This is a genomic window from Burkholderia sp. AU16741 (assembly GCF_002223345.1).
In the GTDB taxonomy this organism is placed as follows: Bacteria; Pseudomonadota; Gammaproteobacteria; order Burkholderiales; family Burkholderiaceae; genus Burkholderia; species Burkholderia sola.
Genome location: NZ_NKEZ01000011.1, coordinates 644,621 through 659,412 on the forward strand (window position 1 = coordinate 644,621; position 14,792 = coordinate 659,412).

The 14,792-nt window shown below is 68.0% G+C and carries 16 protein-coding genes; 4 read left to right on the top strand and 12 right to left on the bottom strand.

Going from position 1 to position 14,792, the window contains the following annotated elements; genetic code table 11:
• From CFB89_RS31925 to CFB89_RS31980, 12 genes are all read right to left on the bottom strand, one after another.
• Window positions 1-1,209 carry an AAA family ATPase gene (locus CFB89_RS31925; RefSeq protein WP_089471436.1) on the bottom strand — a complete coding sequence of 403 codons (1,209 nt, stop codon included), beginning with the start codon at window positions 1,207-1,209 and terminating at the stop codon, window positions 1-3.
• Between the two features lie 22 nt (window positions 1,210-1,231).
• Window positions 1,232-1,675, bottom strand: a complete 444-nt coding sequence (locus tag CFB89_RS31930) for a TadE/TadG family type IV pilus assembly protein (RefSeq protein ID WP_089471437.1) — start codon at window positions 1,673-1,675, stop codon at window positions 1,232-1,234.
• Window positions 1,672-2,205, bottom strand: a complete 534-nt coding sequence (locus tag CFB89_RS31935; protein ID WP_089471438.1) for a TadE/TadG family type IV pilus assembly protein — start codon at window positions 2,203-2,205, stop codon at window positions 1,672-1,674. Before CFB89_RS31935 ends, CFB89_RS31930 begins: the two co-directional genes overlap by 4 nt.
• Before the next feature lie 13 nt (window positions 2,206-2,218).
• Entirely contained in the window at window positions 2,219-3,490 is a 1,272-nt protein-coding gene (locus CFB89_RS31940; protein ID WP_089471439.1) for a pilus assembly protein TadG-related protein, read from the bottom strand.
• A gap of 25 nt (window positions 3,491-3,515) precedes the next feature.
• Window positions 3,516-3,812 (bottom strand): hypothetical protein, encoded by a 297-nt coding sequence (locus tag CFB89_RS31945; protein ID WP_089471440.1) that lies wholly within the window; start codon window positions 3,810-3,812, stop codon window positions 3,516-3,518.
• Between the two features lie 20 nt (window positions 3,813-3,832).
• On the bottom strand, window positions 3,833-5,758 hold the full coding sequence (locus CFB89_RS31950; protein ID WP_089471441.1) for a type II and III secretion system protein family protein: 1,926 nt from the start codon (window positions 5,756-5,758) through the stop codon (window positions 3,833-3,835).
• Between the two features lie 104 nt (window positions 5,759-5,862).
• Window positions 5,863-6,702 carry a Flp pilus assembly protein CpaB gene (cpaB, locus tag CFB89_RS31955; RefSeq protein ID WP_089471442.1) on the bottom strand — a complete coding sequence of 280 codons (840 nt, stop codon included), beginning with the start codon at window positions 6,700-6,702 and terminating at the stop codon, window positions 5,863-5,865.
• 35 nt (window positions 6,703-6,737) lie between these two features.
• Entirely contained in the window at window positions 6,738-8,138 is a 1,401-nt protein-coding gene (locus CFB89_RS31960) for an ATPase (RefSeq protein WP_089471443.1), read from the bottom strand.
• Between the two features lie 43 nt (window positions 8,139-8,181).
• Window positions 8,182-8,721 carry a prepilin peptidase gene (locus CFB89_RS31965; protein WP_089471444.1) on the bottom strand — a complete coding sequence of 180 codons (540 nt, stop codon included), beginning with the start codon at window positions 8,719-8,721 and terminating at the stop codon, window positions 8,182-8,184.
• A gap of 28 nt (window positions 8,722-8,749) precedes the next feature.
• On the bottom strand, window positions 8,750-8,968 hold the full coding sequence (locus CFB89_RS31970) for a Flp family type IVb pilin (protein ID WP_089471445.1): 219 nt from the start codon (window positions 8,966-8,968) through the stop codon (window positions 8,750-8,752).
• Between the two features lie 82 nt (window positions 8,969-9,050).
• Entirely contained in the window at window positions 9,051-9,242 is a 192-nt protein-coding gene (locus tag CFB89_RS31975) for a Flp family type IVb pilin (protein WP_059577621.1), read from the bottom strand.
• A gap of 148 nt (window positions 9,243-9,390) precedes the next feature.
• A complete protein-coding gene (locus CFB89_RS31980; protein ID WP_089471446.1) occupies window positions 9,391-9,582 on the bottom strand; it encodes a Flp family type IVb pilin in 192 nt (63 codons plus the stop codon).
• A gap of 1,049 nt (window positions 9,583-10,631) precedes the next feature.
• Between CFB89_RS31980 and CFB89_RS31985 the strand changes: the two genes are divergently transcribed.
• Genes CFB89_RS31985 through CFB89_RS32000 form a run of 4 tightly spaced genes read left to right on the top strand, consistent with a single transcriptional unit; the run spans window position 10,632 to window position 14,710 of the window.
• On the top strand, window positions 10,632-11,870 hold the full coding sequence (locus tag CFB89_RS31985) for a glycosyltransferase family 87 protein (protein WP_089471447.1): 1,239 nt from the start codon (window positions 10,632-10,634) through the stop codon (window positions 11,868-11,870).
• On the top strand, window positions 11,867-13,246 hold the full coding sequence (locus CFB89_RS31990) for a glycosyltransferase family 87 protein (protein WP_089471448.1): 1,380 nt from the start codon (window positions 11,867-11,869) through the stop codon (window positions 13,244-13,246). The genes CFB89_RS31985 and CFB89_RS31990 overlap by 4 nt, the downstream gene beginning before the upstream one ends.
• Window positions 13,247-13,270: 24 nt before the next feature.
• Window positions 13,271-14,314, top strand: coding sequence for a glycosyltransferase family 2 protein (locus CFB89_RS31995; RefSeq protein ID WP_089471449.1), 1,044 nt, complete (start codon window positions 13,271-13,273; stop codon window positions 14,312-14,314).
• Between the two features lie 12 nt (window positions 14,315-14,326).
• On the top strand, window positions 14,327-14,710 hold the full coding sequence (locus CFB89_RS32000) for a GtrA family protein (protein ID WP_089471450.1): 384 nt from the start codon (window positions 14,327-14,329) through the stop codon (window positions 14,708-14,710).
• Window positions 14,711-14,792 lie beyond the last annotated feature (82 nt).

Here is a 14,792-nt window from a genome sequence, read left to right on the forward strand (position 1 = left end):
TTACATCGACTTGAGCTTCGGCGTGGCCTTGCGGCCGAACAGCCGGGACATCAACGGCTCGCTGTGCGTCGCGCTGCGTCCCGCGCGCACCTCGCCGTCGACGAGTTGTTTCGCATAGCCCTGCAACGCCCGTACGACCGCCGAGCCGCGTGCGAGCCGCGACACCGGATGGCCCTGGTTGATCGCTTCGAGCACCGTGTCGGCATCGTCGGGAATCGTGCAGGCCGCCTGCAGCCCGAGCACTTCCTCGAGCGCGGTGCGGGTCCGCTCGCTCGCGCGCGTCGCGCGGTTCACGATCAGCCGCAACTGGTCGGTCGAATAGCCGAGCGACACGAGGATCTCCAGCAGCCGGCGGCCGGCGCGCACGTGCGGCATCGCGGGCTGCAGCACGAGCTGGATCTGGTCGCTGCGATCGAGCGCGACCATCGACAGCGGATTGATGCCGACGCCGACGTCGAAGATCACGAAGTCGTAGCGCGGCGCGGCGACGCCGAGAATCCATTCGAGCGCGTCCTCGCGCATCTCGGCGGCCTTGACCGGGTCGCCGGCGCCGGCCAGCACGTGGAAGTTTTCCGTCACGTGCGCGACGCTCGCGTCGAGAAACGCGCTGTCCAGCCGCTCGATCTGCGCGCACAGCTGCGGCAGCGTCGACGGCGGGGTTTCGTCGCTGACGAGGAACGCCGCGTCGGCGAACTGCTGGTTCAGGTCGATCAGCAGCACGCGGCGCTTGAAGCCCTCGGCGATCTCGAACGCGACATTGCTGGCCGCGAAGCTGGTGCCGGCGCCGCCCTTGCACGACATGAACGACACGATGCGCGTGTCGTCGGTATCGCGCCGCGTGCTCTGCGCGGCGGCCCGCCCGAGCGCGCTACCGAGCGCCTGCGAATCGAGCGGCCACTGCAGCACGTCGCGCGCGCCCGCACGCATCGCATCGAGCAGCACGTGCGGCGATGCGTCGGCCGCCACGAGGATGCAGGTCAGGCCCGCATGCGCGCGGCAGATGCGCTCGATCGCCGACAGCTCGGACGGCTCGAGCGACGTGCCGTCGACCAGCAGGATGTCGAACGCGTCGAGCCCGTCGGTGCGATGTTCGATCTGCGACGGGCGGCCGGTGGCGCGCGTCGTGCGATAGCGTCCGCAGTCGGCCACGAGACGCGCGATCTGCGAAAGCCGCGCGGTGTCGTCGGAAGCTACGAGGATGTTGATCATGTCGTGTGCCTCGTCTTTTCGATCAGTTGCAGGCGGAGCCGCCCGTCGCGGAATTCAGGCTTTCGCGCGGCAGCGTCGTCGTGAACGGCGGCATTTTCAGCGTGACGTTCATGAACGGGATCATGGTCTTGACGGTGACGTTCGTGACGCTCACCGTCACGAACGAGCACGTGTTGATGCCGCAGCTCGCGGGCGTGTAGTCGACCGACACGTTCGCGTCCGACAGCAGCGGCAACAGCGAGCGCACGCGCTTCACGACGCCCGCGGCGTTCACGTCGCAGACCACCGCGGTGCGCGCGCCGAGGCGCACGGCCTCGCTCGCGGTGTTCCAGTAGAACAGCACGCGGCCGAACTCGAAGATACCGATCAGCAGCATGATCAGCACCGACGCGATCAGCGCGAATTCGACGATCGCCACGCCGCGCTGCGCACGCCGGCGGGACAGCGGAAAATGGCGCGCGTTCATGACACTTGCCTCATCACGGTGACGATGTTGCCGAAGGTGATCGACGGCAGCCCCGGGTACGCGGGAATCGGCTGGTACTTGTAGCCGCTGATCTTCACTTCGACGACGTTGATCGCGCCGGTGGCCGTGCCGCTTGCCGCGTTGTTGTTCGAATCGTAGGTCGGCAGGTTCGCGAACTGCGGCGGATCGGATGCATCGCTGCAGCCGGTCGTGTGCTGCGCGTCGCAGATCGTGACCATCGACGTCGTGAGCCCGGGCACCAGCTCGGTGCCCGACGTGCCGCACGTCGTGCTGCCGTAGACGACCAGGCACTGCGCCTGCGACACCGGATACGCGCTGTCGGTCGGCAGCCAGACCGACAGGTAGCGCGCCGCATCGCGGGTCGCCTTGGTCAGCGTCTCGTACTGGTAGATCGCCCGGCCGAACTCGGCCACGCCGGTCGCCAGCATGATCATCGGCATCAGCACGAGCGCGAACTCGACGGCGACGGCGCCGCGGGTGCGCGAACGACGAATCGACGGCTTCTTCATGATCGCCTCTCCGCTATTGAACGAGCATCGGCACCTGGGTGCCCGACGCGCTGCCGCTGCCGGGCAAGCCGTGCGTCGCGCAAGGGTTGTTGCCGGAAACCGACGAACCGAGGTATTCCAGGTGCGCGACGACGGGGCCGCTGCCGGCGCTGAACGGAAGCGGATCGAGCATCAGCACGCAATCCCATTGCGTGACGTGCACCTTGCCGCTGCTTCCGGACAGCGTCGAGCAGTCGCCTTCCGGCGCCAGCGCGAGGCGGCGGTCGCTGCCGTAGGTCGCGTAGTTGCTTGCCGTCGCCGTGCCGTTGGTCGCGATGCCGCTGCCCGACGGCGGTGCGCCGTCGCCCTGGTAAGGTTTGAAGCTCGCGCGGTCGGCCACGAACTGCGTGTACGCGTCGCCCTTGATGCCCGGCGTTCCCGGCGGCCCGTAGTTCGGGCCGACATACGCGTAGCCGGTGAAGTCGGGCTGGCCGCTCGAACCGTTCGCGCCGTTCGTGTAGATGCCGAAGCGCGTGTTCCAGGCCCGCTGCGACGCCGCCTTCAGGCCCGTGGTGGCCAGGTCCGGCGGGCTCGTGATGTTGCAGGTATTGCCCGACAGCTCGCTCGCGAGCGTCGTCTCGTTGGTCGAGCCGTCGAGCGCCGCCCAGCCGAAGTTGCCCGGCCCGTAGGTCGACGACGATCCGGACGGCGACGAGATCCAGTCGCCGACCTTGTAGGGCGGATCGGACGGGCCGCGGCACACGAACACCGGAATCGCGCAGGTCGTCTGCCCGCCGCCGACGGTCGCGATCGCGCTCGCCGACACTTCCGCCGCATTCGCGAGCTTCGTGCCCGGCAGCACGTTCAGCACCTCGATGAACCAGTGCGCGATGTTGCTCAGCGTCGCGGTGCACTGCACGTACTTGATACTCGCCGGGTTCGCGACCGCGTTCTTCGCCAGGAACGGGTTGGTCAGCGAATCGCTGAACGTGACGTTCGCGTTGGTCGACATCTGCACCGACTTCTTCTGGAAAAACACGAAATTCAGGTGGCCGGCGGCGATGCCGTCGGCTTCGGCCACCGACAGGCTGATGGCCGAGGTCAGGTCGCGCGCGGCCGACAGCGCGCAGGCGTCGGCGCTGTTCTGCAGTTCGCTGCGCGTGACGTACAGCTTGCCAAGATCCAGCGCGAGCCCGACGAACCCGATCATCACCGCCAGCGAGAGGCCGACGATGATCGCGACGGCACCGCGTTGGCGATGCAGGCCGCGACGCGTAACTTTCGGATAGCGGGCTGCGCTGTTCATGGCGTTCTCCCTGAGCATGCCGTCGTTATTGGGTGGCCTTGCCGATGCCGATCACGAACGCGTTGGCGGGCGGCACGGTCTGCTTGAACGACTTGTCGTAGTTGTCGAGCGCGGCCGCCGCGGCGGCGCCGTCGACCCCCGGCGCCGAGGCCGGATGTTCGCCGGCATGCGGATCGATGATCTGGGCGTGCATCACGGTGCGGACCGAATCGCCGAAGCGGCTGTCCCACACCGGGGTCGACGACATGCAGCCGGCAAGCGCGAACGCGAGCGGGACGGCGAGCGCCGCGCGGCGCACGAATACGAGGTAGGCGGATTTCATGAGCTTCCCCTTGGATGGCTTCAACGATCGGTGGACTGGGGTTCCGCACCCGCACGCGCCATCTGCGCGTTGGGCGCCGCCGCGGTCCGGTGCTTGGTGCGCGCCGCCGGCTGGGCCGACGGTTCGGCGCCGGCGGCCGCAAGACGCGCGGCGGCGGCTTCGATGCGCGCGACGCGAGCCGAGGTGGCCGGGTCGGGCTGCGGAGCGGCAGCCGCGACCGGCGCGGGCGCCTTCGGCGGCTCGGCCGGCGCCGGCTGTTGCACGTCGGCTTGCGGTGCACGCGGCGCGGGCAGCGCGGCCGGCGCGACCGGGGCTTCCGATTTCGGCGCCGGTACCGGTGCCTGGGCCGGGGTCCGCGGCGCGGCGGCTGCATCGTTCGCGGGTTGCATCGGCTGGGCGCCTGCCTTGCGCACGCCGCGGCGGCCTTCCATGTTGCCGGTCGCATACACGTCGATTTCGCTCGGCTTCGAGAAGCTGTCGGTCGGCAGCGCGACGTCCGCGGTCTGCAGCGGCTTCACCAGGTGCGGCGTGATCAGGAAGATCAGCTCGGTGCGGTCCTGCTGAAACGACGTGCTGCGGAACAGCGCGCCGAGCACCGGCACTTCGCCGACGCCCGGGATCGCCTTCAGCGCGCCGGTCGCGTTGTCCTTGATCAGCCCGCCGATCGCGAACGATTCGCCGTCGCTCATCTGCACCGTCGTCGACGCGCGCCGCGTCGTGATCAGCGGCAGGATCGACGTGCCGCCGATGTTGGTCGCGCTCAGCGTGACGCCCGTCTGCGACAGCTCCGACACTTCCGGCGCGACCTTCAGGCTGATCCGGCCGTTGGCCAGCACCGTCGGCGTGAACTTCAGCGCGACGCCGAATTCCTCTTCCTGCAGCGTGATCGACGACGTGCCGTTGCCGCTGCTCTGCGGGATCGGGATGAAGATCTTGCCGCCCGCGAGGAACGTCGCCTCCTGGCCGCTGATCGTCACGAGGTTCGGCTCCGCGAGGATCTTGACGAGGTTGTCGGTGTTCTGCGCGTCGGCCGCGATGCTGAACGGCTTGTTGTTCGCCTTGTTGAAGATGGCGCCGCTCGCGACGCCGGCGAGCAGGTTGCTGACCAGCGCGCCGCTCCACGAACCGAAGCCGCCCTGGATGTTGAACGCGCTGCCCATCTGGTTGATCAGCGTCTTCGACACCTCGGCCACCTTCACCTCGAGCATCACCTGCTGCGGCGACGTGACGTTCAGCATGTTGAGCACGCCGCCGCCCTGCTTGCCGCCGCCCGCGGCATCGCCCGCGCTGTCGCCATACGCATGGGCGATCTGCACGGCCTGCTGCGCGGCCTGCGAGCTCGACACGGTGCCCGCCAGCACGATCGTGCCGGCCGCGGTCGACACATGGATGTCGCGCTCGTTCGGCATCAGTTGCAGCAGCGACGCCTGCAGCCCGCCGGCGTCCGCGCCGACCGCGACGTCGATCACCCGGCATGCCCCGCTCCTGCCCTGCACGATCATGTTGGTCGTGCCGACCGCGAGCCCGAGGATGTACAGCGTCTGGGGCGACACCATCGTCGCCTGCGCGACGGCCGGATTGCCGATCGTCCGGTTGCGGACCGGCTCCGGCATCGGCACCAGCAGCGACTTGCCGAGCGGCACCGCGACGCTGGTCGATTCGCGCACGGCGCCGACGCAGTTCGGCCCGCGCAGCGGCCCCGCCGACGCGGCGGGCGCGGCGGCCGGCGCCGGCGTCATGCTGATCGTCATCTGCATCGGCCCCTTGCCGACCACGGCCGGCGCGCTGGCGCCGCCCTTGGTCAGCACCGCCGATTCGATGCCTTCCTGGGCGAGTGCGCCATATACGGTCAGCCATCCCGAACAGAGGATCGCGGCCATCATCGTGCCCCGTGCGACGCGTGTGCGCAGTGGGCCGGTACCTGTGCGTTGCGGTTTGATCTTCATTTCGTCTGATCCCCCGAGAGACCGGCGCCGTGCCGGTTATCGACTTCCAAGGTCGCCGCGCGTTGCCGGCGGCCGGTTTGTTTGTATGGCTGGTTGGTTTGGTTTCAGAAACACTCGACGCTGCCCTTTACGCCCGTCAGCACGCCGACGCAGTCGCGCCGCACTTCCGGCGCCGCATGCGACGCGACGTGCACACGGACCGGCCGCGCCTGGACGGGCGCCGGCGGCGCTGCCGGTGCGGGCTCCTTGCCGAGCAGCGTCAGCTTGGTCGCGCCGCCGGTGGTCAGCGTCTTCTGGTCGACCTGGTTGCGCAGCACGAGCGACAGCGTGCCGACGCTGCGCGCGAGATCGAGCCGTTCGGCCTGGTCGGGCGTGACTTCCAGCGTCACCGCGTTGACCACCTTCGGCGCCGTGTCGTCGCGGCTGACCTGCTGCGCGACGGCGAGCACGAGGATGTGCTCGAGCACGATCTTCGAGATGCTCTGCCCGTCGGTCTTGCCCTGCTGTTCCTGCGTGTTGACGATCACGTCGACGTAGTTGCCCGGCAGCGCGAAGCCCGCGACGCCGACCACGTCGTTCACGCGCACCGTGATCGCGCGGCTGCCGTCGGCGATCACCGCGGAGAGGCCGCCCTTCGTGCCGACCGGCGCGAGCTTCGACTCGATCACCGGCTCGCCGCGCGCGAGGCTGGTGCGCACGACGCGCCCTTCGAGCGTTTTCGTATCGGTGAACGCGCCGGTCGGCACGCTGCCCGACGGCCAGCTCACCATGTGGATCTGGTTCGGCCCGAGCGGCTCGCCCAGGTTCAGGTCGGTGGTGGCCACCGCGACGGACGTGACCGAGCTCGTGGACGTCTGCATCAGCCAGTGGGAGGCGAATACGACCGCGGCAAGACCCGCGATCATCGCGACGACCAGCATCATGACCGCTCGACTGTTTTTCATGGCAATGCTCCTCGACGAATCGTGAAAGAAACCGCTCAACCGGTGACGAACGTACGGCCGCCGCGCTCGACGGGCGGCGGATGGCTGCCGTCCCGTTCAGGCGCCGCGCCGAAGTAACTCGCCCACGCGTCGTACAGCGCGTCGTGCGTCACCTCGGGCGGGTCGCCGCGGTAACGCGCGCCGGCGGCCACGAGGCGCAGCAGGTCCGCCGGAAAGCACGCGAGAAACGCCTTGCCGGTCGGCAGATGCAGCCGATGCAGCAGGAAGTCGAACGCATCGCTCGCCGATACGAGCCCGAGCGACGTGCAGGCCGCGTCGTACACCGCGCGGTAGTCGTCGATCGACATCGCGCCGACGTGCAGCTTCGAGCCGAGGCGGCGCATGAACGCGTCGTCGCAGAACTGCTCCGGCGCCAGGTTGCTCGAGAACACCGGCCACACGTCGAACGGCATCACGAAGCGGTTGCCGGATTCGAGCGTCATGAAATCGACGCCGCGATCGAGCGGACGCAGCCAGCGATTGAGCAGGTCGCGCGGCTCGACGCGCTGGCGGCCGAGATCGTCGATCACGTACATGCCCATGTTCGCCTTCATGTGCGGCGGCGCCTGATAGAAGCCGGCCGCGTCGTCACGGCGCAGGTCGAGTTCGTCCAGCGTCAGCTCGCCGCCCGACATCACGACCGGCCGGCGGCACAGGCGCCAGCGGCGATCGACCGACTGGCCGCCGCCCGGCGCCGGCGCGTCGACGTGCACGAGCGGGTCGTAGACCTGGATCACTTCGCCGGCCGCGCAGATCGCATGCGGCACCGGCACGCGGCCGTGCATCAGTGCGCCGAGCCGCTCGGCGAGAAAGGTCTTGCCGCTGCCGGCCGGGCCGTGGATGAGCAGCGGCCGGCCGGCGTTCAGCGCGGCGGCCGCCGCATCGAGCACCGCCGTGTCGATCACGATGCCTTCGAATGCCGCCCACACGTCGCTTTGGCCGATGTGCAGCTTGCGCACCGAATGCGCGGCCACGCTCGCCAGATACGCGTCGAGCGTGACCGGCGCGGGACCGCTGTAGCCGCTGCGTTCCCGTTCCTCGAGCGCGAGCACGCGGCCCGCATCGGTGAGGCGGAACGTCACGTCGAGATCGGTCGCGCCGCGATGGGTCAGCTCGACGAGATGCTCGCGCACCAGGAACGCGAAGACGTCGTCGAGCACCGCGAGCGGCAGGCAGTGCCGCTCGACCAGGTCGCCGTACGACGGGCGGCCGAGCACCAGCGTCGACTTCAGCACGAGGCCGGCGACGAACGCCGTGCTCAGCCCGGTTTCGGCGAGAGAGCGCGGCGCCGGCGGCAGTTGCGCGCCCAGCTTCGTATGGACCTCCCGCGACGGCGGCGGATCGGGCAGGCGTGCCACCTGCGCGTCGCGTCTCGGTTCGGTGTGGTTCGTGTTCATGATCGTTGCGTCCTCGTTGCGTCCTCGTTGCGGATCCGCCGCGCTATGCGCACGACGCGAACAGCATGCCCAGCGTGCCGGCCGCGATCGCCACGCCGTACGGCAGCGTGCCGACCGAGGCGATCTCGCCGGGGCCGTCGTCGGCCTCGGCGCGTGCCGCGTGCGAGCGCCGCACGATCAGCGTGCGCACGTTCGCCCACATCCGGCGCATCCGCCCGCGCAGCAGCGCGTAGGCGACGGCGCCGACCCCGCCGGCCAGGAACGTGGCCAGCACGATGTAAAACGTCATTTCCGCGCCGACCCATGCGCCGATCGCGAGCATCAGCTTCACGTCGCCCGCCGCCATCCCGCGCAACAGATAGAACGGCAGCAGCAGCCCGAAGCCGGTTGCGGCACCGGCGAGCCATCCGAGCACGCCGGCCGGAAAGCCGTGCAACAGGCACTGCGCGACCAGCGCGCCGGCCAGGCCGAGCAGCACGAGGCGGTTCGGAATGCGACGGCTCGCGATGTCCGTGCTGGCCGCGGCGATCGCGAGCAGCGTCACGCACAACGGAACCGGATAAGGCGGCGCAACGGGAAACATGGCGAACCTCGCGTATCGAATCGGTGGATCAGGAAACCATGGACAGCGCGGTGGTCACGGCGGTGCTCACGGCGGCCGTCACGGCCGCGGCGATCATCTCGTACGCATCGCCGAGCGAGCCCTTCAGCGTGACGACGCTGCCCAGCACCGCAATGGCGAACATCGACGCGAGCAATGCGTATTCGATCGACGTCACACCCTGTTCGTCGGCGATCCAGCGACGGGCGACACGTGTGATGGCTTGCATGATGGTCTCCGGTTTCCGGTTGACGGAATCGCCGGGGACGGCTCGAACACTGCACCAGCCGAGCCGCCCGCGGCACGGTGCATCAGATGCCTGCAACCGCCGAATCGAGGTCGGCCGCGATCGTGCTGAACACGGTCTTCAGGTCCTTCCCGATGGTCGACAGCGCGAGGATGATGCCGACTGCGATCAGTGCGGCGATCAGGCCGTATTCGATGGCGGTCACGCCGTCTTCGTCGCGAATGAAACGGCCGGCTTGTTGAATGAACTTGGACATGGTGTTCTCCTTTCGTGGTGACTTTCAAAAGCCTCGCGCACCGGCTGGTCGGACGACCGTGCATCGATACGGCGAGGAATATCGTTGATGCCGTGTGGCGCCGACGAACGATTCGAACGATCGGATAAACCGTTCGTCGTACCATCCATCAGAGGCCTGCTACCGCCGAGTCCAGATCCGCGGCGATCGTGCTGAACACGGTCTTCAGATCCGTACCGACCGTCGCCAGGGCGGCGACGATGCCGATCGCGATCAGCGCGGCGATCAGGCCGTATTCAATGGCCGTCACGCCGTCCTGATCCTGGACGAACCACGCGACCTTTTCGATGACTCTTGACATGAGCACTCTCCTTTCGGACTGCTATGAAATACCCTTCGTCGGTCGGGACGTCGGGGTGGGCACCACCGGCACTACGCTGGAAATCGGAAGCCGACGATCAGTCGCGGAAACGGGGCGGACTACCGCGGTCCGTACGAACGGGTATCGGCGAGACGGAGCATGAGAGACGCGTGTACGGTCCGACCGGCCGGACGAATCGGGCGGCTCGAGCGACCGGAACGGCACGACGGCCATTCGACGCATGGAATCCGGTTGAACGGAAAAGGAACTCCCGGCAAAGCTGCAATGTGTCTTTAACGCGGCTTGCGATCCGCGATGTGCTGTGGTCGTTCATTTTTATTCCCCATGTACTGCCATGCCGATTTCTTATTGCCCGGAAGCTGCCAGGTCTGATGGGTCGTTCGACGACGGTTTCCGCGGTTGACCGGACGGGAGCCGCATGTTCCCCAACGCGCTCCGGACCATCCTTTCCGCAGGCGATTCGCGAGCCGGTTCCACTGCTTGTTGCCTGAACCGCCCGGTCGCCACATCGTCGACTGCCGTGCCAACGCTTACGCAAAGAGCGGACCATCCCGGGCGGAATCGAGGCGTATCAAGGGTTCCGGCGATCCGCACGCCTGCCCGTCAAACGCCCGGCTGCCGAAATGTTTCAACTTTGATATATGCGGCTCGGGCGCATGCAGCCGGCATGAAACCCCGTCGCCGCGCTGCACAAAGGGCCTAAAAAATTTTCTCGGGATTTTCCCGAACGCGGCGAGTCGCTCGCGCGTGGAGAGTTCGGCGGCATGCCCGCTCGGTAAAAATCACGGAATGTTTCAGGCCAGAAACACAAATCCCGGCGGCGGGGTTTTCTCATACCAGAAATGGCGGTTTTCGCCCGAATCGCTGAACACATTCAATGCCGTCCGACCGTGCCTGGTTTGCATCACGCGTTTTTTTCTTCAACAATGAATTCACCGGACAACGCCATTTCAGCGCGATCGATCCGCAGGCACGACAACATCAAACGGCTGCGACAGACCACGCGGCCACACGACAGACGGGGCATCATGTACACAGCCAATCGTGAAACGCGCGATCGCGCAATACGCTGTGCTCAATGGCTGACGGCCGACCGGATCATTCCGTACAGCTGCATCATGCTGATGCTCTTCGTGGCGCTGCTGATCGTCTGGGGTATCGTGACCGACGGCTTCACGTCGAACGCCACCGCCCGCCCCGGCACCGACTTCTCGGTCTTCTGGACCGCATCGCATCTCGTGTTGCAAGGCCATGCCGCGGCGGCCTACGACACGTCGTCATTCCTGCAGGCCGAGTTCGCGCACTTCGGTGCGTATCTGCAAAACCGGCCGCTTCCCTGGCTCTATCCGCCGACGATGCTGCTGTTCATCGCCCCGGTTGCCCTCGTGCCTTTCCTGCCCGCTTACTTCCTCTTTTTCGCGGGCAGTCTTTTATGCTATGCGTTCGCCGTCTCGCGGTTGTCGGGGCTGCGCGCGCATCTTCCCGTGCCGCGCGCCGCGACGCTCGTCGTCGTCGCGTATTCGGCCGTGTGCATGTCCGCGCTGTTCGGCCAGAACAGCATCCTGACCGCCGGCCTCGCCGCCCTCGCGCTGCATCTGCTCGGCAAGCGTCCGGTCGTGGCGGGCGTGCTGATCGGGCTGCTCGCGATCAAGCCGCAACTCGCGGTCGTGTTCCCGTTCGTGCTGATCGCGACGCGCGCATGGCGCACCTTCGCGGCGGCCGCGCTCAGCGCGACGCTGTTCGCGGCCGCCGGCGTCGCACTGGCCGGCCCCGCCGCGCTGCACGGATTGAGTCATGCGATGTCGACGGTACGCGAGCAGCATTTCATGCTCGCGTCGTACTGGCTCGCGTCGCCGACGCCGTTCGCCGCGCTGCGGCTCGCGGGCGCGCCGGTGGCCGCCGCGCTGGCCGCCCAGGCGGCGGTCGCGCTCGTCGCGCTCGCCGCGGCCGTCGACGTATGGCGCCGCACGCGCGACATGCGGCTGCGCGGCGCGGCGCTGGCGGTCGCCACGCTGCTGACGACGCCGTACCTTTGGAACTACGAACTGACGTGGCTCGGCATCGCGGTCTTCTGCCTGATCGCGCACGGTCTCGACGAAGGCTGGCTGCCCGGCGACCAGGGCATCCTCGTGCTGGCGTGGCTGCTGCCGATCTTCGAAATGCTGAACCGACTGACGAAGCTGCCGCAGATCGGGCCGGTCGTGCTGCTCGCGGTGCTGTTCGTGGTGGTGCGCCGCACGGCGCTCGCCTCGCGGAGCGCACGATGAAGACGCCGTCGTTCGCCCGCCACGCGCACCCGGCCGCCAGTGTGCATCCGGAACTCCCGATCGCCGGCCCGCGCCGCCGTCCGCACTGGCTCAACCGCGATCGCGTACGGCTCTATGCGGCCGCCGTGCTGTTGACGGAGCTGCTGTTCATCGTCATCTACCTGATCCGCGTGCACCTGTCGCACGACGGCGCGCTGGAGCCGCTGTCGCAGGATTTCTCGCCGGTCTGGAGCGCCGCATGGCTCGCCGCGCACGGGCACGGAGCCGACGCGTGGCATTACTCCACGCTGTTCGCGGTCCAACAGCACGCAATCCCGACGATGACCCTCGCGGACGGCACGCTGCCATGGCTCTATCCGCCGACCATGCTGCTGCTCGTGCTGCCGCTCGGCTGGCTGCCGTACACGCTGGCGCTCGTGCTGTGGCTCGGCATCGGAATCGCGCTGTTCGCGGCGGCGATGCGCGCGACCGTGCAGCGCGATGTCGCGTGGCTCTGCGCGCTTGCGTTCCCCGGCGCGTTCCTCACGGTGATCGTCGGGCAGACGAGCCTCTTCACCGCGACGCTCGCCGCGTTCGGACTGCTCGCGCTGAATCGCCGCCCCGTCTTCGCCGGCATCTGTTTCGGGTTGCTGACGATGAAGCCGCAGCTCGCGGTGCTGTTCCCGCTCGCGCTGCTGTGTGCCGGCCAATGGCGCGCGCTGGGCGCATGGGCCGCGACGATCGCCGTCAGCGCCCTGCTCGCGACGCTCGCGTTCGGCGTCGGCCCATGGATCGCGTTCATGCACCTGATCGCGCACGTCTATACGATCGTCGGCACCGGCCACGCCAAGCTCGCGCGCATGCCGACCCTGTTCGCGCTCGCGACGATGGCCGGCTGGCCCGCGCTCGTCGCGCGCGGCCTTCAACTGGTGTCGGCGGCGGGTGCGGCGATCGCAGTCGTCTATGCGTGGCGCGGCGCGTGTTCGTATGCGCTGCGCGCCGCGACCCTCGCATGCGCATGCCTGCTCGTCAGCCCCTACCTGTACGACTACGACCTGACCTGGTACGGCATCGTGATCGCGTGGTACGCCCGCTATGCATGGACGCACGGCTGGCGGCGCTTCGATCGCGAATGGCTGATGCTTCTGTGGCCGATGCCGCTCGCGAGCCTCGCGATCGTGCCGCATCTGGCGTTCCAGTTCATGCCGCTCGTGACGCTCGCGTCGCTCGCGCTGCTCGTCAGCCGGATCGCCCAGGAAAGACGCGACGTGCCGTCGATGCCCGACGCGCGCGACATCTCGACCGAGACCGAATTCGCACACCCGGTCCGACCGCACCACCGCCCGGCGCACGGCATGCGCCGCACCGGCCGCCTGACGCTCGGCGCCCACCGGTAAAACGACATCACAAGGGGAATCATCATGCGGGAATCCATCTACACGCCGCTCGTCTCGCTGGTCGTACCGTTCTACAACGAAGGCGAAGCCGTCGAGCGCTTCTTCGACGTCGTGATTCCGCTGATGAGCGCGATCGATGCGATCCGCTTCGAGATCGTCTGCGTGAACGACGGCAGCCGCGACGACACGCTGGAGCGCCTGGTCCGGATCGGCGCCGCCGAGCGGCGCGTGCGCGTCATCGATCTCACCCGCAACTTCGGCAAGGAGGCCGCGCTGACGGCCGGCCTCGACGAAGCCGCCGGCGACGCGGTGATCCCGCTCGACGCCGATCTGCAGGACCCGCCGAGCCTGATTCCGGTGCTGATCGAGCACTGGCGCGACGGCGCGGAGGTCGTCGCCGCGAAGCGCAGCAACCGCGCCTGCGATTCGTTCGCGAAGCGCACCGCCGCCGCGGTCTACTATCGCGTGCACAACCTGCTGTCGGACGTGAAGCTGCCGGAGAACGTCGGCGATTTCCGGTTGATGGATCGCAAGGTCGTGAACGCGCTGCGCAACCTGCCCGAGCGGCATCGCTTCATGAAAGGCCTGTTCGCATGGGTCGGCTACAAGACCGTGATCGTCGAGTACCAGCGCGATCCGCGCAGCGCCGGACATTCGAAATTCTCCGGCTGGAAGCTGTGGAATTTCGCGCTGGAAGGCATCACCAGCTTCAGCACCGTACCGCTGCGCAGTTGGACTTATATCGGCGTGGGCATCGCGGCACTCGCGTTCGTGTACGGCGCGTTCATCATCCTGCGCACGCTGCTGTTCGGCAATCCGGTGCTCGGCTATGCGTCGCTGATCTCGGTCACGCTGTTCATCGGCGGCATCGAGCTGATCGGGATCGGCGTCGTCGGCGAATACGTCGGGCGGATCTACGACGAATCGAAGCAACGGCCCGTGTACCTGATCCGCCGCCGCTACCAGACGCATGGCAAGGTGATCGAACTGCCGGTCGCGCGCGACGCACGCCGCCAGGCCGCCCGCCGGCGCGCGCAGCCGGTCCGGGCGCGCATCGGCGCACGCTGACGCGCTCGCGCCATGATCGCGCTGCTCCAGGCCGAGCGCACGCGGCTCGTGCGTTTCGGCGTGTCCGGGCTCTGCTCGACCGCGATCCACTCGCTGGTCGCCGCCGCCCTGTTCGCGCTGCGCGATGCGACGCCGGTGAGCGCGAATGCGGTCGCGTTCCTCTGCGCGACCGCGTTCTCGTATCTGGCGAATACACTGTGGAGCTTCTCGTCGACGGTGCGCACCCGTAACGCCACGCGCTTTCTCGCGGTCACGCTCGTCGGGTTCGTCGAAACGATGCTGCTTGCGCGCGCCGCCGAGGCGCTGGATGCATCGCGCGCGATGAGCGTCGTCGCGATCGCGCTGCTGATCCCGCCGACGACGTTCGTGCTGCACCGGCGCTGGACGTATCGGTAAGCGGCCTGCAACCGAAGCTCCAATGCCGCCGTGCCCATGCAACGCATCGACTCGGTCGATGCCGCGTGCCATCCACCCAAAC